The sequence below is a fragment of the Actinomadura kijaniata NBRC 14229 genome, from assembly GCF_001552175.1.
GTDB lineage: Bacteria > Actinomycetota > Actinomycetes > Streptosporangiales > Streptosporangiaceae > Spirillospora > Spirillospora kijaniata.
The window spans coordinates 1-21388 of the sequence record NZ_BCQR01000081.1; the positions used below are offsets into that span (position 1 = coordinate 1).

Consider the following 21388-nt stretch of genomic DNA (forward strand, 5'->3'; position numbering starts at 1 on the left):
GGTGCGCGCCGCTGCCGGCGCGGTAGCCGCCGCTGCCGGCCGACCGCCGCGTTCCCCGGTAGCCGCCGCGCGGGGCCGGGTCGGCGCCGCGCCGGGGGTACTCGTCGCTGCGCGCGAGGTACTCGTCGCTCCCGGACGGGGGCAGGCCGTGCCTTCCGCTGCCGTGCTCGCCACTGATGTGGCCGCCGGTGGCGTACTCGCCACCGGCGTACGTGTTGCCCGTGCGCCCGCTGCCGACATAGTCGCCGCTGTACCCGCCGTCCGAACGGTAACCGTCGCCTGTCGCGCCCTGACCACCGCCCGAACCGCGGTAGCTGTCGACGCGGTTGTTTCCGCTGCGATGGCTACCACTCACCGGATCCCACTCCCGTGCCGAGGAAATCGAATTGTCGCGAAGGTGAGGTTCGTTCCGGCAAAGAGTACGACATCTCCCGGCAAAGCGGTCCAGCCTTACCGACAAAAAATATGAGGGATTTTCACATCAGCCGGTCAGGTGATCATGCAGGTCGGACCAGCGATCACCCACCGGGGTGAACCGCACGAGGCGTTCCTCGGTGGCCCCGTCGGCCGACCGCGTGATGAGGACCTCCAGCCGTTCCTCGGCCAATCCCTCGGCCAGTCCCTCGCCCCATTCCACGATCGTCACCGAGTCCTCCAGCGAGGCGTCCAGATCCAGATCGTCGAGTTCGGCGAATCCGCCCAGCCGATAGGCGTCCACGTGCACCAGACCCGGCCCCCCGGCCAGCGACGGGTGCACCCGCGCGATCACGAACGTGGGCGAGGTGATCGGCCCGCGCACCTTCAGCCCCTCCCCGATCCCCTGGGTGAGGGTGGTCTTGCCCGCCCCCAGGTCACCGGTGAGCACCAGCAGGTCCCCCGCCCGCAGCAGCCCGCCCAGCCGCACGCCGAGCCGCTGCATGTCCTCGGCGGTCGGAACGGCGAGAGTGGTCACGTCGCTCAAACTGTCTCTCCCACGGCCTTCCAGGGCGCCCCAAGGCGCCGCCTTCCCTCGTCACTCCGGTCACTTCGCTCCCGCTGCGCTCGCGGGTCAGTCCAGACGACGCCGCGCCCCTCCAGCCCGCTCACGCTGCGTCTCCCGCGGGCTTCCAGGACGCCCCAAGGCGCCGTCTTCCCTCGTCACTCTGGTCGCTTCGCTCCCGCTGCACTCGCTGCGCTCGTTCCGCGCGGACGCAGTGCCCATCGGCTCGCTGCGCTCGCGGGTCAGTCCAGACGACGCCGCGCCCCTCCAGCCCGCTCATGCCGTGCGCTCCTCCAGCTGCGGCCGGATGCGGTCGATCAGGCGGCGGACGCCGCCGGTGACCACGCCCGGGTACTCCAGTGGCAGCACGTGTCCCGCCTCGGCGATCTCGATCAGTTCGGCGTCCAGCGCCTCGGCCAGCCGCCGGCCGTGCTCCACCGGGGTGAGCCGGTCCGCGCCGCCCACCATCACCACCGTCGGGACGCGGGCGACGGTCTCCAGCGCGGCCGTCTTGTCGTGCGCGATCAGCGTCGGGTAGAACTCGGCGATCACGTCGATCGGGGTGGCCCGGATCATCTGCTCCAGGAAGTCCACCACGGTCGGGCTGACCTGCCGGTCGGCGAACGCCATCCGCTTGGTGACCATGAACGCCACGTCCGCGCCCAGCCCGCGCACCCGGTCCACCAGGTCGGCCCGGCGGCCCAGGCCGCGCAGCGCGGTCGGCGTCAGCGGCTGGACGAGCCGGGCCAGCGCCATCGGCAGGCCCAGCGTCATCTCGCGCAGGTCGCCGCCGGAGGTGTTGACCAGCGCGACGCCCACGATCCGGTCGCCGAACAGCTCGGGGTGCGCCTCCGCCAGCGCCATGATCGACATACCGCCCATGGAGTGCCCCACCAGCACCACCGGCTGCCCCGGACGGGTGGTCGCGCGCAGCACCGCGTGCAGGTCGGAGCCGGTCTGGTCGATGGTGGCGTGGGTGGGGGCGCTGCGGCCGGACCTCCCGTGGCTGCGCTGGTCCCAGAACACCATCCGCAGCCGCCGCCCGTCCGGCCCCCGGCCGGGCAGGTCGCGGCGCTGGTAGTGCCAGGCGTCCTGGGTGAGGCAGTAGCCGTGGCAGAACACGACGGTCAGCGGCGCGTCATCGGGTCCGTCGACCTCCACGTGCAGCGGCAGCCCGTCGTCGGCCTCCACGGTCGTCGGCTCCCCGCGCAGCTCGCCGAACGGCTCGTCGGCGTCGGGGTCGGGGCGCAGCGCGATCCGGCCGACCGCCAGCCGCCGCAGCCCCACGGCCGCGCCGATCCCGGCGGCCCCGAGGCCCGCGACGGCCCCGGCGATGCCGATCCTGCGCCTGTTCCTGCTAACCATGCGAAACCTCCGCCGCGAGCCGACCGGTGTAGACCCGCGGGACTCGGGACCCGATCCGGGTGACGATCTCATAGGAGATCGTGCCGAGCGCGTCCGCCCACTCCTGCGCGGTCGGCTCGCCGCGGTCGCCCGGCCCGAACAGCACGACCTCGTCCCCGACGGCGAGCGCGGCGTCCCCGATGTCGATCATGAACTGGTCCATGCAGACCCGCCCCGCGATCCGGTGGCGGCGGCCGCCCGCCAGCACCTCCAGCAGGTTGGAGCCGTGGCGGGGCACGCCGTCGCCGTATCCGGCGGGCACCACGGCCAGGTTCGTGTCGGCGCCGGTGTGGTAGGTGTGCCCGTAGGAGACGCCGCTGCCGGCCGGGACGCGCTTGCACGCCGCGACGTCCGACACCAGCGTCATCGCGGGCCGCAGCCCGAACGAGCCGCGCTCGGGGATCGGCGACAGCCCGTAGATCGCGATGCCGGGCCGGACCAGGTCGAAGCGGGCCTCCGGCAGCGTCAGCAGGCCCGCCGAGTTGGCCAGGTGCCGCACCGCCGGGCGCAGCCCCGCCTTCTCGGCCCGCTCGACCATCTCGGTGAACGTCGTCACCTGCGCGGCCACCGACGGGTGGTCGGGCGTGTCGGCGCACGCCAGGTGCGACATGACCCCGACCACCTCGACCAGGCCCTCGGCCTCGGCGGCCAGCACGGCGTCCACCAGGTCGGGCCAGTCCGCGGGCCCGCTGCCGCCGCGGCTCATGCCGGTGTCGGCCTCCAGATGGACGCGGGCGGCCCGCCCGGTCCGCCGCGCGACCCCGGCCAGCTCCTCCAGCAGCCAGCGGCCCCCGACGCACAGGTCCAGGTCCGCGAGCACGGCCTCCTCGTAGGGCTCGCCCGGCACGCTCACGCCGACCAGCACCGGGACGCCGGTCACCCCCGCCGCGCGCAGGGTCAGGCCCTCGGCCACCTTGGCGACGCCCAGCCAGGTCGCTCCCCCGGCCAGGGCCGCCCGCGCCGCCGGCACCAGTCCGTGTCCGTACGCCTCGGCCTTCACCATCGCCATCACCTCGGCGCCGGCCGCGCGGTTCCTGAGCAGCGCGACGTTGCCGCTGATGGCGTCGAGGTCGATACGTGCCTGTGCGGGAGTCCTCATGGTTATCCAGTGTGCCGTCCCCGGAGCGGTGACCGTGCAGCTCACGGCCCCGCCGGGGCGGGCGCGTCCCCGTCGTCCCCTCGGAACGCCGGCGGCGTTCCCACCCATTGGGACGCAGCGGCCCGGCCCGGGGTTCAACGGAGGTGATCAGTCGAGCAGCCGGAACGCCTCGGGCAGCGCGCCGATCACGTCGAACGCGCTGATCGGCGCGGTCCCGGCGTCCCCCGGCCCCGCCGCGGCGATCCGGGCGGCCAGCCCGTGCAGGTAGGCGCCCGCCGCGGCGGCCTCCAGCGCGGGCATCCCCCCGGCCAGCAGCGCCCCGACCAGCCCGGACAGCACGTCCCCGGTCCCGGCGGTGGCCAGCCGGGGCGTGCCCGACGGGTTGACGCGGACCGGGCGGTCCTGCTCGGCGACCAGCGTGGTGGAGCCCTTGAGCAGCACGGTCGCCGTCAGCTCCTCGGCGGCGCGGCGCACGTTCTCCAGCCGCCGCGCCTCGACGCGCTCCCGGTCCACGCCGATCAGCCGGGACAGCTCGCCCGCGTGCGGGGTCAGCACCGTGGGCGCGTCGCGGGCCAGCAGCTTGCGCCGCCGGGCCAGCACGGTCAGCCCGTCGGCATCGACCAGCACCGGCAGCTCGGTGCGCAGCACGGCCTCCAGCAGCGCCTCGGCGTCGTCGCCGGTGCCCAGCCCCGGCCCCACGACCCACGCCTGGACGCGCCCCACCCGGTCCAGCGCGCCGCCCTCGCCGGGGTCGATGACGGTGGTGACGACCTCGGGCCAGCGCTGCCGCACCAGGTCGACGGGCTCGGCCTCCGACGCGAACCGCACCATGCCCGCCCCGCCGCGCACCGCGCCGCCCGTGCTGAGCACCGCCGCCCCGGTGTACCGGCGGCTCCCGGCCAGGACCCCGACGACGCCGCGCCGGTACTTGTCGGACTCGGGGCCCGGCTCGGGCGGCCGGACGTCCACCGGCCAGGGCGCGACGACGTCGGGGTCGGGCAGGTCGTCGCCCAGCCCGATGTCCACCAGCTCGACCACGCCGCAGTGCGCCGCGCCCGGGTCGATGAGCAGTCCGGGTTTGTGGGTGCCGAACGTGACGGTCACGTCGGCGTGGACGGCGGCCCCGTCCACCCGCCCGGAGGAGGCGTCCACGCCGCTGGGGACGTCGCACGCCACGACCGTTCCGGTCGCCTCCGACGCCCACCGCGCGAGCGTCGCGTGCGGCTCGCGCAGGCCGCCGGTGCCGCCGATCCCGGTCAGCCCGTCGACGATCAGGTCGGCGCGGGCCACGACCGGCTCCGCGCCCGCCGGGTCGTCCAGCACCCGGCCCCCGGCCCGGCGCAGCGCCGCCGCGCCGTCCTCGTGGATCCTCGACCCGGCCGCGACGGCGACGACCCGCGCGCCCCGCCGGGCCAGCCGGGCGCCCGCGTACAGCGCGTCGCCGCCGTTGTCGCCGGACCCGACCAGCAGCACCACGTCCGCGCCGTAGACCGAGGGCAGCAGCCGGGCGCAGACCGAGGCCAGCCCGGCGGCGGCGCGCTGCATCAGGGCTCCCTCGGGCAGCCGGGCCATCAGGGCCCGTTCGGCCGCCCGGACCTTGCCGACCTCGTGCGCGTACCGCATTCCGCCGCCTCTCCCGTGAAGATCGGAACTGCCATCCGTCCGGGCCGCTAGACGCCGGACTCCGCGATCACGATGGCGGTGGCGACGCCGCCGTCGTGGCTCAACGACACGTGCCAGGAGGTCACCCCGCGCGCGGCCGCGGCCGCCGCGACGGTGCCCGTCACGTGCAGCGAGGGCCGCCCGTCCGCCGCGCGCCGCACCTCCGCGTCGGTCCACATCAGGCCGCGCGGCGCGCCCAGCGCCTTGGCCAGCGCCTCCTTGGCGGCGAACCGGGCGGCCAGCGAACGCCCCGCCAGGTCCCGTTCCACCTCGGTGAACAGGCGCGTGCGCAGCCCCGGCGTCCGCTCCAGGGAACGCTCGAACCGCGCGATGTCCACCACGTCGATGCCCACCCCAACGATCACTCTCCCCAGGGTGCCACGCCGCGCACCCCGCGTGACGGCGATCCGGCCTCTCCCCGCGCGTGGTCTTGCCGCCCGGCGGCTCAGGCGCGACGCTGGGAATCTCAACCGGAACGGTCTTCCACCACCCCGCAGCCCACTCCCCGGCCGAGGACACCCGCCATGAGCACCTCACGCGGTCCCACCGTCCGACAGCGCAGGCTGGGCATCGAACTGCGCCGCCTGCGCGAGCACAGCAGGCTCACCGGCGACGAGGTCGCCGCCCGGCTGTCCTGGTCCACCGCCAAGGTCAGCCGACTGGAGAACGCCCGTACCGGCGCGCGCGTCGACGACGTGATCGAGCTGCTCAAGCTCTACGGCGTCAACGGCCCCCGCCTCGACGAGCTGATCGCCCTCGCCCAGGACGCCACCAAGCGCGGCTGGTGGGAGGACTACCCCATGCTGAGCGGGGGGTACGCCGAGTTCATCGCCCTGGAGGCGGAGGCCGACGCGATCCTGGCCTGGGACAACCTGGTCATCCCCGGCCTGTTGCAGAGCGAGTCCTACGCCCGGCACATCGTGGGCGGCTGGGACGTGGTCGCGACCAAGCCGCCCGCCGAGATCGAACGCTGGATCGACGTGCGCCTGCGCCGCCAGCAGGTGCTGCACCGGCCGCAGCCGCTGCGGATGTCGGTCGTGCTGGACGAGTCGGTGCTGCACCGCCGCGTGGGCGACGCCCGGGTGATGGCCGAGCAGCTCGACCACCTGCGGCAGATCTCGATCCTGCCCAACGTCGACCTGCGGATCCTGACGCTGGACGGCCCGCACCCGATCATGGCCACGTCGTTCACGGTGCTGGAGTTCGCCCCGGTACACGATGTGACTTTCCCGGACATAGTGCACATCGAGAGCATCACTTTCAGTTATCTGGAGGACGAGCAGACCACGCACATGTACCGTCTGGCCCACAACGGAATGGCCCGGGCCGCGCTGGACGAGCATGAGACACGCCGTCACCTGGCCGAGGTACGCGACCAATGGCTGGCCCGCTCATGAAACCTCCCTAAACTGCACCGCCCGCCCCACAACCGGACATTTTTCCCGACTGCCCGAGCGGACGGGTCGAGTTTCCCTGCCTTCGGCCGCTGGTATAAGGTGCAGACCGAAAGTCGGGCGTTCAGCACCCTGAACCGCGGCGTCCCGGGCACGCCATCATTCGCGTCCGGGAGGGGGGCCGCCGGCCCGGCCGCTTTTCTCAGCAACCCGTGCAAAGCAGATCCCCCTGCGCGTCGCACAGGGGGTCCCTCTTTTTGAAAGGCGCCATCCCGGCCATGATGAATGTCAACGGCGCTCCCAACTGGCGGCGTAGTACGCACTGCGGAGCTAACGGAACCTGCGTGGAGATCGCCGCTCTGGCCTCCCCGGGCAGCCTGATCGGAGCCCGCGACGCCAAGCGCGGCGAGCGAAGCCCGGTCCTCACTCTCACCCGGGCCGAATGGCGCACCTTCCTGACGCAGGTCAAGAGCGGTTCGCTGGACGGGCCCGCCTGACGCCGACGACCGGCGCTCCGGCTCCGCCACGGCGCGGGGCCCGAACGGGAAGCGCGCACCGTGTTCGATGCGCGCTTCCCGTAAACTTCCCGTGAAATTTTCGCCTCCGCGGCGCCCGCCCCTTTTCCACTCCCGGCGCACGTGAGATTCTCATTTTCGGGTCCCGACACCGATGGCCGACAGCGGCCAGGAAACCCGGAACTCCCCACGCCCTCCCCGGTCGAGTGACTCCGTTGCGCGCGAGTTTCCCGTGTGGACGGTGATGACCTCTGCGCCGCGAAAGCAGGACCTCACGACCGGTCCAAAACGTGAGGTTGTCAAAACCAAGTGGTAACGTCCCGATCCCGATCCCGGTGTCGGCCCGGGGGAAACGGCGCGACTTCATCTGCCGCTTCTCGCACGGCACCGTCGAGCCGCTGATCCGGGACCGATACCTCACCCCCATTTCGACATCGAACCTGGAACCTACCGTATTGGTGACATTTCTCCCGGTAAGCGGTTTCTAGGCGGGTTCGGGGAGAAGACTGTGGGCGGCACTGCCCCTCTCACCGCGTCGACTGGAGGCGGTATGCGACCCCACCCCACCCCCATGACCACGTACGAGACGACCGTGAATGTCTCCACGCTCCCGGACCCGCCGCCCACCGACGGCGCCCCGCCCTCCCCCGGGTGGCGGCGCAGCACCCGGTGCGGCCCCACCAACACGTGCGTCGAGGTCGCCCGGCTCGGGCCGCGCACGATCGGCGTCCGCGACAACGTTCCCGTCGGGACGCAGGGCCCCGGTCCCGCGCTGGCGTTCGGGCTGGCCGAGTGGCGAGCGTTCGCCCTGCGGGTGAGGGCGGGGTCAGGCCAGGCGGACGCCGGAGGGGAGGGTCCGGACCGGAGTGCGTAGACGCCGGACCGTCGTCCACAACGCGCCCCCCGCCAGCAGCACGTTGAACGCCAGCCCGTAGGGCCACACCGGGCCGCCCCGCTCCGGGTCGCCCGACCGGCGGTCCCCGCCCGCCCGCAGCCCCCGGATCTCCCGGCCCAGCTCGCCGAGCACGTCGGTGCGCCGGTTGTACCGGACGAGCTCGGTGTACGGCCGTCCCCGGGAGTCGTACCGGGTGACCGGGAGCCGGCGGGCGGGCACCTCCGGCGCCGCGTCGGCGAGCACGACGACCGGGTTGGGGGCCAGCAGCCACCACACCCGGTCGGGGTGCTCGCGGTCGTAGGCGTAGTGGCGGGAGGTGGTCACTTTCTCGGAGGTCAGCGGCACCGCCAGCGCGAACAGCACCGGCGTCCCCACCAGCAGCGCGAACACCGTCAGGTACGACAGCAGCACCGAGGTGATGCTGCGCGTCACCAGCGCCGACCACGCCTGCGCCAGCGCGCACACGACGCCGATCAGCAGCGCGACCACCGCCAGCGTCACCGCGGCCCGCCCCGCGCCGACCGCGCCCTCCAGGACCGGGAGCGCCACGCACGGCAGCGTCAGCGCCAGCACCAGCAGGCCGGTGCCCCAGGCGGCGGCGAGCTTGCCGACGGCGATGTCGGCGGGCGACAGCCGGGTGATCTGCAGGGCGGCCAGCGTGCCGCGCTCCCGGTCACCGTTGATCGACTGGGCCGTCAGCGCGGGCGTGACCAGCATCGTCAGCACCAGCACCCCCAGCAGCACCCCGCCGAACATGTGCAGCGACGCGTCCCGGCTGGAGATGCTCGCCTCCAGCGCGAGCCGGAAGAACAGCGCCGTGCCGTTCACCGTCAGGAACCACACCGTCATCAGGGCCTTCCAGCGACCGGTCCGCAGCCGGGTGCGGACCTCCTGCCGGGCCACCAGGCCGACTCCGTGCGGACTGATCATGCGTCCCCGTTCCCCTCTCAGCGGCGGTCCTGCGTCATCGCCAGGTAGGCCGCCTCCAGCGCGCCGCTCGCCGGGCCGAAGCCCACCACGGGCACGCCCGCCCCCACCAGTTCCGTCAGCATCCGCGCCGCCTCCGGCTCGGTCAACGGCCCCACCTCCGCCCCCGCGGGCAGCCGGACCACCTCGCCGGCGTCGGGCCGTCCCGCCAACGCCGCGTCCAGGGCGTCGGGGTCCAGGGCGCGCACCCGCCAGCGGACGCGACCGGTCCCGGCCAGGTCGGCGACGGCGTGCGCGCCGACGGTGCGGCCCCGGTCCACCAGCACCACCCGGTCGGCGATCTCCTCCAGCTCGCTGAGGACGTGGCTGGACACCAGCACCGCGACGCCGTCGGCGGCCAGCGAGCGCAGCAGGTCGCGCAGCTCCACGCGGGACCGGGGGTCCAGGCCGGAGGCGGGCTCGTCCAGCAGCAGCACGCGCGGCCGGTGGATCAGGGCGCGGGCGACGCCGAGCCGCTGCTTCTGCCCGCGCGACAGCACGTGCACGGGCCGTCCGAGGTACTCGTCGAGGTGCACCAGCGCCAGCAGCGCGCGGATGCGGCGGGACTTCTCGGCGGGCGGCAGCCGGTAGGCGTCGGCGAAGAACGCCAGGTACTCGTCCACGGTGAGCTGGTCGTACACCCCGAACTGGTCGGGCATCCAGCCGATCGCGGTGCGCGCCCGCTCGGGGTGGGCGGCCAGGTCGTGCCCGGCGACGGTGACCCGGCCCGCGTCGGGGGCCAGCAGCGTCGCCAGGATCAGCAGCAGTGTGGTCTTGCCCGCGCCGTTCGGCCCGACCAGCGCGGTGACCTGGCCGTAGGGCACGGTGAGATCGACGCCCTGGAGCGCGGGGACGGTGCCGAACGCGCGCGTGACGCCGGACGCCTCGATCCCGTGCCCGGACCCGCCGTCGTGATGCTCAGCGTCGCCGTAGTAAGCGTCCACCCGCCACCTCCCGCACCGGCTCTCCGGTACGACGCTCGGGAGGTGGCGGGTGGTTCCGGCGAATCCGCCATTCCGCTATCGCATCGCGGTCATTCGACGGTGACGGACTTGGCGAGGTTCCGCGGCTGGTCCACGTCGTGGCCCTTGGCGGTGGCCAGCTCGCACGCGAACACCTGGAGCGGGACGGTCGTCACCAGCGGCTGGAACAGCGTCGGCACGGCCGGGACGCGGATCAGCGTGTCGGCGAACGGCTCCACCGTCTCGTCGCCCTCCTCGGCGATCACGATGGTGCGGGCGCCGCGGGCGCGGATCTCCTGGATGTTGGAGACGATCTTGTCGTGCAGCACGGCGCGGGCGCGCGGCGGCACCACCACGATCACCGGCAGGCCCTCCTCGATCAGCGCGATCGGGCCGTGCTTGAGCTCGCCCGCCGCGAAGCCCTCGGCGTGCATGTAGGCCAGCTCCTTGAGCTTGAGCGCGCCCTCCAGCGCCACGGGGAAGCCCACGTGGCGGCCCAGGAACAGCACGCTGCGCTCGTTCGCCAGGGACCGGGCCAGCTCGCGCACCGGCTCCATGGTCTCCAGGACCTTCTCCACCTTCTCCGGCATCTGCGCCAGGAGCTGGATCATCGCGAACACCTCGTCGCCCCACTTGGTGCCGCGCACCTGCGCGATGTAGAGGGCGATCAGGTAGACGGCGACGAGCTGGGTGAGGAACGCCTTGGTGGACGCCACCGCGACCTCGGGCCCGGCGTGGGTGTAGAGCACGCCGTCGCACTCGCGGGGCAGGGTGGAGCCGTTGACGTTGCAGATGCCCAGCAGCTTGGCGTGCTGCTCGCGGGCGTGCCGGACGGCCATCAGCGCGTCCATCGTCTCGCCCGACTGGGAGATCGCGATCACCAGCGTGGAGCGCGACAGGATCGGGTCGCGGTAGCGGAACTCGCTGGCCAGCTCCACCTCGCAGGGCAGCCCGGCCCAGTGTTCGAGGGCGTACTTGGCGATCAGCCCGGCGTGGTAGGAGGTGCCGCACGCCACGATGATGATCTTGTCGACCTCGCGCAGCTCCTGGTCGGTGATGCGCATCTCGTCCAGGACCAGGCGGCCGTCGGCGGCGATGCGGCCCAGCAGCGTGTCGGCGACGGCGCGCGGCTGCTCGGCGATCTCCTTGAGCATGAAGTAGTCGTAGCCGCCCTTCTCCGCGGCCGACACGTCCCAGTCGACGTGGTACTCCTTCACCTCCGCCGGGCGGCCCTCGAAGTCGGTGACGGTCACCCCGGACGCGCGCAGCTCCACGACCTGGTCCTGGCCCAGCTCGATCGCGTCGCGGGTGTGGGCGATGAACGCCGCCACGTCGCTGGCCAGGAAGTTCTCGCCGTCGCCGACCCCGACGACCAGCGGGGAGTTGCGGCGCGCGCCGACCACCAGGTCCGGGTCGCCGGTGTGCACGGCGACCAGGGTGAACGCGCCCTCCAGCCGGCCGCACACGCGGCGCATCGCGTCGGCCAGGGTGCCGCCGTCGCGCAGCTCGTCCTCCAGCAGGTGGGCGACGGCCTCGGTGTCGGTGTCGGAGACGAGCTTGTGGCCGTTCTCCTCCAGCTCGGCGCGCAGCGCGGCGAAGTTCTCGATGATGCCGTTGTGGATGACGGCGACCTTGCCCGAGCAGTCCAGGTGGGGGTGGGCGTTGCGGTCGTTGGGCGCGCCGTGCGTCGCCCACCGCGTGTGGCCCATGCCGAGCGTCCCGGCGGGCGGCGGCGTCTCGTCCAGGGCGTTGCGCAGGTTCACCAGTTTCCCGGCGCGCTTGGCGGTGACCAGCTCCCGCTCGTCCGACTCACCGTCGGCCAGGACCGCCACACCGGCCGAGTCGTACCCGCGGTACTCCAGCCGCGCCAGTCCCTCGACCACGACGTCAAGCGCCGGCCTGGTGCCGACGTAACCCACGATTCCGCACATGGCGTGCAGCCTATTGGCTGTCGGACGTGCTGACCTACCTGCAGCGGCCTCATCGCCATGGCTATACCGTGTACCGCCGGTGAAAACACCGAGCGCCACCTGCACGGGTGGTTAATGTTCAGTGCATGACGAGCGGATGGGACAGCGTGCCGAGCCCCTACGTGGAACTCTCCCGCGACGCCTGGCGGGCGCTGCGCGCCAACACTCCGCTGCCGCTCACCCCCGACGAGCTGGACGCGCTGCGCGGCCTGAAGGACCCGATCGACATCACCGAGGTCGAGGAGGTCTACCTGCCGCTGTCGCGGCTGCTGAACCTGTTCTTCCTGTCGGACGGGGGCCTGCGCGACACGGTGAGCGGCTTCCTGGGCGGGCCGGTGCAGCCGACGCCGTTCATCATCGGGGTCGCGGGCAGCGTCGCGGTCGGCAAGTCCACCACCTCGCGGCTGCTGCGGACGCTGCTGGCGCGCTGGCCCGAGCACCCCAGCGTCGAGCTGGTGACGACCGACAGCTTCCTGTACCCCAACGCCGTGCTCCAGGAGCGCGGCCTGATGGACCGCAAGGGGTTCCCCGAGTCCTACGACCGGCGGGCGCTGGTGAGGTTCGTCTCATCGATCAAGTCGGGCGCCGAGGAGATGCCGATCCCGGTCTACTCCCACCTGGAGTACGACATCCTGCCCGACGTCCGGCAGACGGTGAAGCGGCCCGACATCCTGATCGTCGAGGGGCTGAACGTGTTGCAGGCCCCGCCCGCGGGGTCGCTCGGGGTCTCCGACTTCTTCGACTTCTCGATCTACGTGGACGCCCGCGTCGAGCACATCCGGCAGTGGTACGTGGAACGGCTGTTCGCGCTGCGCCGCACGGCGTTCGCCGACCCGCGCTCCTACTTCCACCGGTACTCCAAGCTCGACCAGGACGAGGCGGCGGCGTTCGCCCAGCGGGTGTGGCGCGACATCAACGAGATCAACCTGGTCTCCAACATCCTGCCGACCCGCGCCCGCGCCACGCTGGTGCTGCACAAGGGCCAGGACCACAGCGTCCGGCGGGTGCGGTTGCGCCGGATCTGAGCACAATGGAGGCATGCGGTCGGCGGCGTTCCGGGAGCGGTATGCCGACCTGCTGCGGGTGGCGTACCTGGCCCTGGACGACGGCGGCCCGCCGGACGTGGTGCTGGCGCGGGCGCGGCGGGCGGTGCGGTCGGTGCGACCCGGCGCCCCCTATCCCCGGCTCCGCGCGCGGCTGGCGGCCGTCCTCCTGGCGTCGCCGTCCCGCCCCCGGCTGCGTCCGCACCGGCTGCTGTTCCGCCCCGACCCGCTGCCGCCGGGCCCGGCCCGGCTCGCGCTGCGGGCGCTCTCCCCGCACGAGCGCCTGGTCTACGTCCTGCACCGCGTCGAGGGCCTGACGTCCCCGGAGGCGGCGGCCGAGGTGTCGGAGCACCTGATGGTGAGCGCCTGGGACGTGGACCGCACGGCGACGGCGATGGACCTGGCGACGCGGCTGGACGCCGCCGCCCAGCGGGCCGAGCTGCGGGCGTTCGACCCGATGCTGGTGCGCCTGCGCCCGCCCCCGCGCCCGCCCCGGCCCTGGGCCGCGGTCCTGCTGGTCCCGGTCGTGGCGGCCGCGCTGGTGGTCCGCCCCTGGGCCCGGGACGGCGGCGAGGTCCCGCTGCTGGTGGACGACACGGACTGGCAGCGGACGGCCACGCCGACGCTGGCGCAGTGGCCGACGCGGGGCGGGTCGCGCGGCGACCGCGCGCTGCTGTCCCGCGCGGCCGCGGCCTGGCGGGCCCACCGCCGCGACCCGCCGTCGGGCCCGATCGTCGTCCTGTACGCGGGCGCGGTGGACGACGCGACCGTCGTGGTGCTGCGCGACTCCCCCGGCTACCGCGACACCCCGATGGTCGCCCAGTACTTCGAACGGCGGCTGTCGCGCGGCGTGGAGAGCGTCCGCCGCCTCGACTCCGACTTCGGCGGCCTGATCATGCTGGGCGGCACCTGGCGCTACCTGCTCCCGCCGTGGCTGATGGACCCGTCCCTGGCGGTGCCCGGCGCGGCCCCGCAGTGGCGGCCGCTGGCGGTCCGCGACGGCCTGACCGACCCGGTGGAGTGGCGCTGGTTCACGCCGCGCTGCCAGAACTACCTGCTGTTCCGCATGACGCACCGGCCCGTGGCGGGCGGCTGGCCGCGCCGGGTCCTGCAGTTCGCCAGCCACAACCCGGACGCGGCGGCCCCCCGCGTGTGGTTCCGGGGCGCGGCGGCCGGCGACGAGCGCTTCCAGAACATCGCGTCCCACGCCGTCGCCTGCCAGGGCGCGGCGTCCCTGTCGGACTCCGGCGACCTGCGCGTCGGCCGCCTGTGGACCGGTGAGCTCCCCGACGGGGGCGGCCCGGCGTCGCTGACGGTCGTGGACACCGAGTCGCCCTGGAACGCCCCGGGCTCGGCCGTCCTGCTGTCCCCCACCGGCCGCACCCTGACCCAGCGGGGCGGCACCAACAGCGACTACTCCACCGGGGAGTCCGGCATGGCCGCCGCGGTCTGGTGGCTCGCGAAGGACCGCTGGCACCTGGTGGCCGCCGCGGGCCCGGGTGTGACGACGCTGCGGACGGCGGGCGAGCTGGGCGACCACCAGGCGCGGGGCCCGCGCCCGTTCCTGCACGTCCGGGGGCCGGCCCGCCGCACGCCCCCGCTCCCGGCGACCTACCTGCCGCTGGTCTGGGTGGTGGCCGAGGAGCCCGCCGGCACCCGCACGACGATCACCCCGTCCTGACGGGTCACTCGGCGCTGGCGACGGTCAGCGAGCGCAGGCGGACCACCGCCAGGGCCGTTCCGGCGGCGGTGACCAGGGCCAGCAGCGCGGCCGCCAGCGGCAGGTCCACCGTGGAGCGGACCACCGACGCGTCGGTCAGGGCGTCGGTCACCGACAGCGCCCACTGCTGGACCGACGCCGAGCGGGCGCCGGGGGCGAAGTTGCCGAGCAGGCTCTCCCAGACCAGCGCGTACAGCAGGCCGATCGTGACGGCGTTGCGGCTGACGACCGCCAGGGCCACGAACAGCGCGCTGTAGGCGATCCCGCCGACCAGCACCCCGGCCGCGAACGCCGGGGCCAGCTGCGCCGTCATCCCCGACATCAGCAGGCCCGCCACCAGCGTCGGGACCGTCGCGAACAGCGTGACCAGCACGATCGCCACCACGAGCTTCGTCAGCACGATCACCTGGCGCGGGATCGGCTTGGTCAGCACGTACATGATCTGGCCGTCGTCGATCTCCGGGCCGATCACGCCCGTCCCGGCGATCAGCGCCAGCAGCGGCAGCAGCGTGGCGATGCCGAAGCGCTGCAGGATCGTCGCGGTGGTGTCCAGGTCGGCGAGGTCGGTGAACCGCAGCGCGGCGGCCATCGCCAGCAGCACCAGCGGCAGCCCGAACAGCAGCAGGGCGCGGCGGCGGCCCAGCATCGCCCGGAACGTGATCATCGCGATCGTCGGATTCATGTGCTGATCACCGCGCTACCAGGTAGGAGAAGACGCTTTCCAGGGACTCGTCGGACGGGGAGACCTCCCACAGCCGGATGCCCGCGTCCCGCGCCAGCCGCGGCAGCAGCCAGGTGAACCGCTGGAAGTCCGTCGCCTCGATCTCCAGGCCCTTGGGGGTGAGGTGGACGCTGCGCGCCGAGCCGTCCGCGATGATCGCCGCGGCGAGGGCCCGGTCGTCGCCGGACCGCACCAGGAACCGGTGCGGCCGGTCGGTCATCAGCCGCCGGATCTCCCGGAAGTCCCCCGAGGCCGCGTGCCGCCCGGCGACGATCACCTCGATCTGCCCGGCGAGCCGCTCCACCTCCTCCAGGATGTGCGAGGAGAACAGGATCGTGCGGCCCTCGGCGGCCATCTTCCGGATCAGGTCCATGAGCTGGAGCCGCTGGCGCGGGTCCATGCCGTTGAACGGCTCGTCCAGCAGCAGCACCGGCGGGTCGTGGACCAGCGCCGAGGCCATCTTGATGCGCTGCTTCATGCCCTTGGAGTAGTTGCCGATCTGCCGGTCGGCGGCGTACTCCATCTCCACCCGGTCGATGGCCCGCCGCGCGGCGGCACCGGGGTCGGGCAGCTTGTGCAGCTTGGCCATCGCCAGGATGAACTGGCGGCCGGTGAGGAAGTCGTAGGCGCTCTCGCGTTCGGGGACCAGGCCGAGGCGCCGGTAGACGTCGGGGTTGCGCCAGATCGGCGTGCCGTCGAGGGTGACGGACCCGGCCGAGGGCTCCAGGAAGCCGCCCATCATGTGGATGAGGGTGGACTTGCCCGCGCCGTTGGGGCCGAGCAGGCCGGTGACGCCGGGGCCGATGGTCATGGAGACGCCGTTGACGGCGACGACGTTGCCGTACCAGCGCGACACGTTCTCCAACGTCAGCACGCTCATGAGAGCCCCGCCTTCCGGAACCGGGCGTACAGGACGGCGGTGGACCCGGCGACGAGCGCGGCGCACACCGCCAGCGCGACCATGCCCGCGAGCGTGCCCTCCGGCATCGCCGCCGACGACCTCGGGGCCCCCAGCAGCCGGACCTGGACGATGTCCACCAGGTTGAACGGCGTCAGCAGCCCGACCCACCCGGCGAGGGTGAAGTTCGTCCGCATCTCCGCCAGCCCCTGCACGATCACCACGAACGCGCTGCTCAGCATGTAGACCGCGATCACGGCGGCGACGCCGAAGCCGCGGCGCGGCGTGAACGCCGACACCACCAGCCCGATCGAGGCCAGCACCACCGCGAACAGCGCGCAGCCGACCAGCGCCGTCAGGTACCGGACCAGGTGCTCGCCGGAGTCGGGGACCTTGGTGACCAGCCCGCCGACGTACAGCAGCGTGACCGGCAGGGTGAGCAGCGCCAGCAGCGCCGTCGTCATCGCCGCGAGCTTGGCCAGCACGAAGTCCAGGTGCCCGACCGGGCGGGAGAAGTACAGCGGGACCACGTGGAAGCGCAGCTCGCGGGAGGCCAGCACCGGCGCCTGCGTCGCCAGGAAGATCGCGATGACGACCTGGAGGATGTTGGCGTAGGCGGCGTACGGGATCAGCCCGCGCGGCTCCTTGGTGATCGCGACCGCCGCGACGCTGCCCACGGAGGGCAGCATCATGACCGCCAGCAGCAGGAACGGCATGACCTTCGCGCGGGCCGGGCGGCCCAGGCCGTACGCGGCGCGCAGGTTGTGCACGAACAGCGAGCGCAGCACGTAGCCGCGGCCGAGGCGGCGGCCCTCGTAGTGCCGGTAGCCGATGTCGTGGATGGTGCTGACGGTCATCGGGGAGCCCCCTGCGGAACCGGGTGCGGCTGTTCGGACCCCACGGCGAAGACCTCCTCGATGTGGTGGCGGCGCTGCTCCAGCCGGACCAGCCGCAGCCCCAGGTCGGCCACGCCGTCGCGGATGCGGTCGTAGGTCCCCTCGTCCGCGATGTCGACCACCAGCAGGCGGCCCTCGGGGCGCACCGCCACGCCCTGGTCGTACAGGTGCTGCCCGAGCCGGTCGCGGCCCTCCTCGACCTCCACGACCAGGGAGCCGCTGGCGGCGGTGTAGGCCTCCACGGCCTGGGAGCGCAGCAGCCTGCCGCCGTCGATGATGACGACGTGGTCGCAGACGCGTTCCAGCTCGCCCAGCAGGTGCGAGGTGACCAGCACGCTGATGCCGAACTCGGCGCCGATCCGGCGGATCAGGCCGAGCATGTCGTCGCGGCCCGCCGGGTCAAGGCCGTTGGTCGGCTCGTCCAGGAACACCAGCTGCGGGTCGTGGACGAGCGCCTGGGCGAGCTTGACGCGCTGGCGCATGCCGGTGGAGTAGCCGCCGATCGGCCGGTACCGCTCCTCGTACAGCCCGACGTGCCGCAGCGTGTCGGCGGCGCGTTCGCGGGCGGCGGTGGGCGGCAGGCCCGACATGCGCGCCATGTGGACCACGAACTCGGTGGCCGACACGTCCGGCGGCAGCGCCTCGTACTCGGGCATGAAACCGACGCGTTCCCGGATGCGCGCCCCGTCGCGGGCGATGTCCAGGCCGAGGACCTGCGCGGTGCCGGAGGTCGGCGGCAGCAGCCCCAGCAGGATCTTGATGAGGGTGGACTTGCCCGCGCCGTTGGCCCCGACCAGCCCGGTGACGCCCGGTTCGACGGCGACGGTGAGGTCGTCCAGCGCGGTGACGCCGGGGAACCTCATCGTCAGCCCCTGGGCAGCGATGATCGGCATGCGTCCGAACCTAGTGCCTGACGGCGGTCCGGGCATCGGCCATACGGCTGACCCGTCTCCCTCTCAAGGGGGGTGGGTCCGGATCCGCGGCGGGCTCAGGTCCCGGCGCGGGCGGCCCGGCGGCGGCGGCCGCGCAGCACCGCCGCCCACACGGCGCGTTGCAGCAGCAGCACGACCGTCCCCGCGATGACCATCCCGGCGAGGTTGACGCCGAGCTGGAGCAGCGAGCCGTCGATCTCGCTGCGGTGCTTCAGGGCCAGCGCGACCGCCAGGTTCCCGGCGGCCGGGACGGTGGTGACCGAGATGAACACCCCGACCAGCGCCGCCGACTTGCCCGCCGTCATCGACAGCACCCCGGCCGCGCCCGCCAGCAGCGCCACGATGAACGACCACCGGTCCGGGCTGTAGATGAACGCGGTGTTGGGCCGCTCGCCCGGCAGCCGGTCCAGCTCGATCACCCCGATCCAGCGGCTGACCAGCGCGCACACGTACGTCACCGCGATCGCCACCAGGAACCCCACCACCAGCGTGCGCAGCGCCACGCCGACCCGCCGCGGCCGCCGCCGCAGCAGCCCGTAGCAGATCGCCGCGACCGCGCCGAACTCCGGGCCGACCACCATCGCGCCGACCACCAGGATCGTGGAGTCGGTCAGCGCCGCGATCGCGGCCAGCTGGGTGGCGATGGCCAGGAACGCCAGGAACGCCCAGGACAGCCGCGCGTCGTCGGCGGTGCGCTCGTCGAGCTCCTCCCAGACGACCGCGTCGTCGTCGTAGCCGGGGGCGTCGCGCTCGGCGCGGTCGGAGTGGTCCGACAGCGACAGGTCGATGTGCTCCAGGGTGATCGCCCCGTCGCGGCGCAGGCCCATCCCCTTGAGCTCGTCGATCACCTCGTTCACCGCCTCGCGGGCGACGTCGGCCATGACGACGTCCCCGGCGGGGGCGCGGGCGGCGCCCGGCAGCACCACGACGTTGGTCACGCCGGGTGCGTCGGCGAGCAGTCGGCAGACCGCGTCCGTACGATCCGTGGGGACGATCGTTCTCAGGTGCAGCACGGTCTCATCGTGCCGCACCGGCGGTCGCGCCCGGGGACGACCCTCCGGGCGCGATTAATCCCCCCAGTCCGGGCATAGGGTCTTCTGGGCAGGGAGGGTGACAGATGAGGTGGGCGGACTCGGCCGGACGGCGCGCGGGCGCCGTGGCGGTCGCGTTGGCGGGTGTGGCGTTCCTGGGGGCCTGCGACGGGCAGAAGCAGGACACCGGGACGGCCGGCGTCCCGGAGCGCAAGCCCGAGCCGAAGGCGGTCGCCGAGGCGCGGCGGGACCTGTCCGGGCTGCGGATCGCGGCCGAGGGGAGCCGCACGGGGTACGAGCGCGAGAAGTTCGGCGCCCGGTGGAAGGACGTCGACCGCAACGGCTGCGGCCAGCGCAACGACGTGCTCGCCCGCGACCTGAGGCAGACGCAGCGCAAGGGCCGCTGCGACATCGTGTCGGGCGTGCTGGACGACCCCTACAGCGGCAAGCGGATCGACTTCACCAAGACCAGGGCGGCCGAGGTGCAGATCGACCACGTCTACCCGCTCGCGCTGGCCTGGCGGATGGGAGCCTCCCGCTGGAGCGGGGACCAGCGCGAGCGGTTCGCCAACGACCTGGACAACCTGCTGGCCGTGTGGGGCGTCCCGAACCGCCAGAAGAGCGACAAGGGCCCCGGCGAGTGGAAGCCGCAGCAGAGCTACCAGTGCGCCTACGCGGTGCGGTACGTCGCGGTCGCCGACGAGTACGGCCTGCCGGTGACCCGCGCCGACCACTCCGCCCTGCAGGACTTCCTCAGCCGCTGCTGAGCCCCTCGAACAGCAGTCCCAGCAGACGGTCGAGGCGGTGCGGCACCTGCCCGGCCGTCTTCTCGTGCGCCCAGGTGACCCCGGAGACGAGCACCAGGAGCTCGGTCGGTTCGAGGTCGGCGCGCACCTGACCGGCCTCCCGGGCGCGCAGCAGCAGGGCCGTCCCCGCCGCGCGCATGGCCTCGCAGGAGGCGTGCAGGGCCGAGGTCTCGTCGCGCAGCGTCGTGATCAGGACGTCGGTCAGCCCGCGGTAGGTGGTGTTCATCTCCGCGAACGCCCGTACCCACGCGGTCAGCGCGTCCCGGGCGGACGGGTCGTCGAGCAGTTCGCGGCCGAGGGCGGCGACGGCGTCGAAGCGTTCGCGCAGCAGTTCCTCCAGCAGGTCCTCCCGCCTGGGGAAGTGCCGGTACAGGGTGCCGATGCCCACGCTGGCGCGGGCGGCGACCTCCTCCAGTGAGGCGTCGATGCCGCGTTCGACCAGGGCGGTCCGCGCCTCGGCCAGGATGCGTTCGCGGTTGCGCCGCGCGTCGGCTCGCACGATCCTCCTCGGGGTTGCCAACCGGAGACTGCCTCCGTATCGTAGCGGACATCCAAGCGGAGGCTTCCTCCGCTTATGTCGTGGAGAGGCGGGACGATGTCCCTGACGGAGGTACGGCGGCGGCTGGGGCGGTTCGGCGTGTGGATCGCCCCGGCGACCCTGCTGGCCACGCCCGTGGCCGTGCAGCGCGAGCAGTTCGCGCGGATCGAGGCGCTCGGCTACGGGTCCTTCTGGACCGGGGAGACCCCGGCGGGCCATCCGATCAGCAGCCGGGAGATCCTCACCCAGCTCGGCGTCCTGCTGGCCGCCACCGAACGGCTCGTCGCCGGGGCGGGCATCGCCAACGTCACCCAGCGCTCCCCGGACGCGGCGCACGGCGGCGCGGCCGCGCTCGCCGAGGCGTACCCGGGACGGCTGGTCCTCGGGCTGGGCGGCCAGGGCGGGCCGCGCCCGCTCGCCGCCCTGCGGGACTACCTGGCGGCCATGGACCGGGCCGCCGCGACGATCCTGCCCGAGGTGGGGTACCCGCGCGTCCTGGCCGCCCTCGGGCCGAAGGCGCTCGGCCTGGCCCGGGAGAGCACCGACGGCGCGCACCCCTTCCTCCAGCCGGTCGAGCACACCCGGATCGCCCGCGAGGCGCTGGGGCCCGGGCCGCTGCTGGTCCCGCACCAGGCCCTCGTCCTCGACGAGGACCCCGGGAGCGCCCGCGAGGCACTACGCGTGATCATGCGCTCCGCCGGCACGGCCGGGAGCCCCTACACCGCCAACTACCGCAGGCTCGGCTACGGCGACGCCGACCTGGCGGGCGAGCGCAGCGACCGGCTCGTGGACGCCCTCCTCGCCTGGGGAGACGAGGACGCCGTCGCCCGGCGGCTGCGCGACCACCTGGACGCCGGGGCCGACCACGTGCTCCTCCACCCGCTGGCCGGCGACCTGACCGGGGCCGTCGACCAGTTGGAACGCCTCGCGCCCCGGCTGCGCACCGCTGCGTAGTCT

The 21388-nt window shown here is 73.5% G+C and carries 21 protein-coding genes and 1 pseudogene; 7 read left to right on the forward strand and 15 right to left on the reverse strand.

Annotation, left to right across the window (positions count from 1 at the left end):
- The 6 genes and pseudogenes from AKI01S_RS24815 to AKI01S_RS24840 form a co-directional block, all read right to left on the reverse strand.
- Positions 1–355: pseudogene (locus AKI01S_RS24815) on the reverse strand (hypothetical protein); the annotation flags it as partial.
- A gap of 126 nt (positions 356–481) precedes the next feature.
- The gene (tsaE, locus tag AKI01S_RS24820; protein WP_281186141.1) at positions 482–952 is read right to left on the reverse strand and encodes a tRNA (adenosine(37)-N6)-threonylcarbamoyltransferase complex ATPase subunit type 1 TsaE; all 471 of its coding nucleotides are present in this window, start codon (positions 950–952) and stop codon (positions 482–484) included.
- A 303-nt stretch (positions 953–1255) separates the two neighbouring features.
- Positions 1256–2344, reverse strand: coding sequence for an alpha/beta fold hydrolase (locus AKI01S_RS24825; protein WP_067822734.1), 1089 nt, complete (start codon positions 2342–2344; stop codon positions 1256–1258).
- Positions 2337–3482 carry an alanine racemase gene (gene alr / locus AKI01S_RS24830; protein ID WP_067822737.1) on the reverse strand — a complete coding sequence of 382 codons (1146 nt, stop codon included), beginning with the start codon at positions 3480–3482 and terminating at the stop codon, positions 2337–2339. The genes AKI01S_RS24825 and alr overlap by 8 nt, the downstream gene beginning before the upstream one ends.
- Before the next feature lie 147 nt (positions 3483–3629).
- Positions 3630–5105, reverse strand: a complete 1476-nt coding sequence (locus tag AKI01S_RS24835) for a bifunctional ADP-dependent NAD(P)H-hydrate dehydratase/NAD(P)H-hydrate epimerase (RefSeq protein ID WP_067822740.1) — start codon at positions 5103–5105, stop codon at positions 3630–3632.
- 47 nt (positions 5106–5152) lie between these two features.
- A complete protein-coding gene (locus AKI01S_RS24840) occupies positions 5153–5509 on the reverse strand; it encodes a holo-ACP synthase (protein WP_067822743.1) in 357 nt (118 codons plus the stop codon).
- Between the two features lie 159 nt (positions 5510–5668).
- Here AKI01S_RS24840 and AKI01S_RS24845 point away from each other — a divergent pair, with 159 nt between their 5' ends.
- The 3 genes from AKI01S_RS24845 (at position 5669) to AKI01S_RS24855 (ending at position 7927) form a co-directional block, all read left to right on the forward strand.
- On the forward strand, positions 5669–6541 hold the full coding sequence (locus tag AKI01S_RS24845; RefSeq protein ID WP_067822746.1) for a helix-turn-helix domain-containing protein: 873 nt from the start codon (positions 5669–5671) through the stop codon (positions 6539–6541).
- A gap of 278 nt (positions 6542–6819) precedes the next feature.
- A complete protein-coding gene (locus AKI01S_RS24850; RefSeq protein WP_084000209.1) occupies positions 6820–7035 on the forward strand; it encodes a DUF397 domain-containing protein in 216 nt (71 codons plus the stop codon).
- A gap of 589 nt (positions 7036–7624) precedes the next feature.
- The gene (locus tag AKI01S_RS24855) at positions 7625–7927 is read left to right on the forward strand and encodes a DUF397 domain-containing protein (RefSeq protein ID WP_067822751.1); all 303 of its coding nucleotides are present in this window, start codon (positions 7625–7627) and stop codon (positions 7925–7927) included.
- On the opposite strand, the gene AKI01S_RS24860 is transcribed toward AKI01S_RS24855, so the two are convergent.
- The 3 genes from AKI01S_RS24860 to glmS form a co-directional block, all read right to left on the reverse strand.
- Positions 7880–8878 carry an ABC transporter permease gene (locus AKI01S_RS24860; protein WP_218009795.1) on the reverse strand — a complete coding sequence of 333 codons (999 nt, stop codon included), beginning with the start codon at positions 8876–8878 and terminating at the stop codon, positions 7880–7882. The genes AKI01S_RS24855 and AKI01S_RS24860 overlap by 48 nt on opposite strands.
- A 17-nt stretch (positions 8879–8895) precedes the next feature.
- On the reverse strand, positions 8896–9858 hold the full coding sequence (locus AKI01S_RS24865) for an ABC transporter ATP-binding protein (protein ID WP_067822755.1): 963 nt from the start codon (positions 9856–9858) through the stop codon (positions 8896–8898).
- 89 nt (positions 9859–9947) lie between these two features.
- On the reverse strand, positions 9948–11807 hold the full coding sequence (glmS, locus tag AKI01S_RS24870; RefSeq protein WP_067822757.1) for a glutamine--fructose-6-phosphate transaminase (isomerizing): 1860 nt from the start codon (positions 11805–11807) through the stop codon (positions 9948–9950).
- 125 nt (positions 11808–11932) lie between these two features.
- Between glmS and coaA the strand changes: the two genes are divergently transcribed.
- Positions 11933–12871, forward strand: a complete 939-nt coding sequence (gene coaA / locus AKI01S_RS24875) for a type I pantothenate kinase (RefSeq protein WP_067822760.1) — start codon at positions 11933–11935, stop codon at positions 12869–12871.
- A 13-nt stretch (positions 12872–12884) separates the two neighbouring features.
- On the forward strand, positions 12885–14570 hold the full coding sequence (locus AKI01S_RS24880) for an RNA polymerase sigma factor sigma-70 region 4 domain-containing protein (protein ID WP_067822763.1): 1686 nt from the start codon (positions 12885–12887) through the stop codon (positions 14568–14570).
- A 4-nt stretch (positions 14571–14574) separates the two neighbouring features.
- On the opposite strand, the gene AKI01S_RS24885 is transcribed toward AKI01S_RS24880, so the two are convergent.
- From AKI01S_RS24885 to AKI01S_RS24905, 5 genes are all read right to left on the reverse strand, one after another.
- Positions 14575–15291 (reverse strand): ABC transporter permease, encoded by a 717-nt coding sequence (locus tag AKI01S_RS24885; RefSeq protein WP_067822765.1) that lies wholly within the window; start codon positions 15289–15291, stop codon positions 14575–14577.
- 7 nt (positions 15292–15298) lie between these two features.
- On the reverse strand, positions 15299–16210 hold the full coding sequence (locus AKI01S_RS24890) for an ABC transporter ATP-binding protein (RefSeq protein WP_067822768.1): 912 nt from the start codon (positions 16208–16210) through the stop codon (positions 15299–15301).
- On the reverse strand, positions 16207–17085 hold the full coding sequence (locus AKI01S_RS24895) for an ABC transporter permease (protein ID WP_067822770.1): 879 nt from the start codon (positions 17083–17085) through the stop codon (positions 16207–16209). Before AKI01S_RS24895 ends, AKI01S_RS24890 begins: the two co-directional genes overlap by 4 nt.
- Positions 17082–18017: an ABC transporter ATP-binding protein gene (locus tag AKI01S_RS24900; RefSeq protein WP_067822773.1), complete on the reverse strand. Its 936-nt coding sequence runs from the start codon at positions 18015–18017 to the stop codon at positions 17082–17084. The genes AKI01S_RS24895 and AKI01S_RS24900 overlap by 4 nt, the downstream gene beginning before the upstream one ends.
- Positions 18018–18112: 95 nt before the next feature.
- Positions 18113–19069 carry a DUF389 domain-containing protein gene (locus AKI01S_RS24905; protein ID WP_067822891.1) on the reverse strand — a complete coding sequence of 319 codons (957 nt, stop codon included), beginning with the start codon at positions 19067–19069 and terminating at the stop codon, positions 18113–18115.
- Positions 19070–19173: 104 nt separating this feature from the next.
- On the opposite strand from AKI01S_RS24905, the gene AKI01S_RS24910 reads away from it, so the two are divergent.
- Positions 19174–19854, forward strand: a complete 681-nt coding sequence (locus tag AKI01S_RS24910; RefSeq protein WP_084000207.1) for an HNH endonuclease family protein — start codon at positions 19174–19176, stop codon at positions 19852–19854.
- On the opposite strand, the gene AKI01S_RS24915 is transcribed toward AKI01S_RS24910, so the two are convergent.
- A complete protein-coding gene (locus tag AKI01S_RS24915) occupies positions 19841–20392 on the reverse strand; it encodes a TetR/AcrR family transcriptional regulator (protein WP_245681767.1) in 552 nt (183 codons plus the stop codon). The genes AKI01S_RS24910 and AKI01S_RS24915 overlap by 14 nt on opposite strands.
- A 96-nt stretch (positions 20393–20488) precedes the next feature.
- Here AKI01S_RS24915 and AKI01S_RS24920 point away from each other — a divergent pair, with 96 nt between their 5' ends.
- Positions 20489–21385 carry a TIGR03620 family F420-dependent LLM class oxidoreductase gene (locus tag AKI01S_RS24920; RefSeq protein WP_067822778.1) on the forward strand — a complete coding sequence of 299 codons (897 nt, stop codon included), beginning with the start codon at positions 20489–20491 and terminating at the stop codon, positions 21383–21385.
- The last annotated feature ends 3 nt before the right edge of the window (positions 21386–21388 follow it).

Bases quoted from the DNA above. Each gene is read 5' to 3' on its own strand.
- AKI01S_RS24825 (WP_067822734.1), bottom strand. From the start codon at position 2,344: ATGGTTAGCAGGAACAGGCGCAGGATCGGCATCGCCGGGGCCGTCGCG.
- alr (WP_067822737.1), bottom strand. From the start codon at position 3,482: ATGAGGACTCCCGCACAGGCACGTATCGACCTCGACGCCATCAGCGGC.
- AKI01S_RS24835 (WP_067822740.1), bottom strand. From the start codon at position 5,105: ATGCGGTACGCGCACGAGGTCGGCAAGGTCCGGGCGGCCGAACGGGCC.
- AKI01S_RS24845 (WP_067822746.1), top strand. From the start codon at position 5,669: ATGAGCACCTCACGCGGTCCCACCGTCCGACAGCGCAGGCTGGGCATC.
- AKI01S_RS24850 (WP_084000209.1), top strand. From the start codon at position 6,820: ATGAATGTCAACGGCGCTCCCAACTGGCGGCGTAGTACGCACTGCGGA.
- AKI01S_RS24855 (WP_067822751.1), top strand. From the start codon at position 7,625: ATGACCACGTACGAGACGACCGTGAATGTCTCCACGCTCCCGGACCCG.
- AKI01S_RS24860 (WP_218009795.1), bottom strand. From the start codon at position 8,878: ATGATCAGTCCGCACGGAGTCGGCCTGGTGGCCCGGCAGGAGGTCCGC.
- glmS (WP_067822757.1), bottom strand. From the start codon at position 11,807: ATGTGCGGAATCGTGGGTTACGTCGGCACCAGGCCGGCGCTTGACGTC.
- coaA (WP_067822760.1), top strand. From the start codon at position 11,933: ATGACGAGCGGATGGGACAGCGTGCCGAGCCCCTACGTGGAACTCTCC.
- AKI01S_RS24880 (WP_067822763.1), top strand. From the start codon at position 12,885: ATGCGGTCGGCGGCGTTCCGGGAGCGGTATGCCGACCTGCTGCGGGTG.
- AKI01S_RS24885 (WP_067822765.1), bottom strand. From the start codon at position 15,291: ATGAATCCGACGATCGCGATGATCACGTTCCGGGCGATGCTGGGCCGC.
- AKI01S_RS24890 (WP_067822768.1), bottom strand. From the start codon at position 16,210: ATGAGCGTGCTGACGTTGGAGAACGTGTCGCGCTGGTACGGCAACGTC.
- AKI01S_RS24895 (WP_067822770.1), bottom strand. From the start codon at position 17,085: ATGACCGTCAGCACCATCCACGACATCGGCTACCGGCACTACGAGGGC.
- AKI01S_RS24900 (WP_067822773.1), bottom strand. From the start codon at position 18,017: ATGCCGATCATCGCTGCCCAGGGGCTGACGATGAGGTTCCCCGGCGTC.
- AKI01S_RS24910 (WP_084000207.1), top strand. From the start codon at position 19,174: ATGAGGTGGGCGGACTCGGCCGGACGGCGCGCGGGCGCCGTGGCGGTC.
- AKI01S_RS24920 (WP_067822778.1), top strand. From the start codon at position 20,489: ATGTCCCTGACGGAGGTACGGCGGCGGCTGGGGCGGTTCGGCGTGTGG.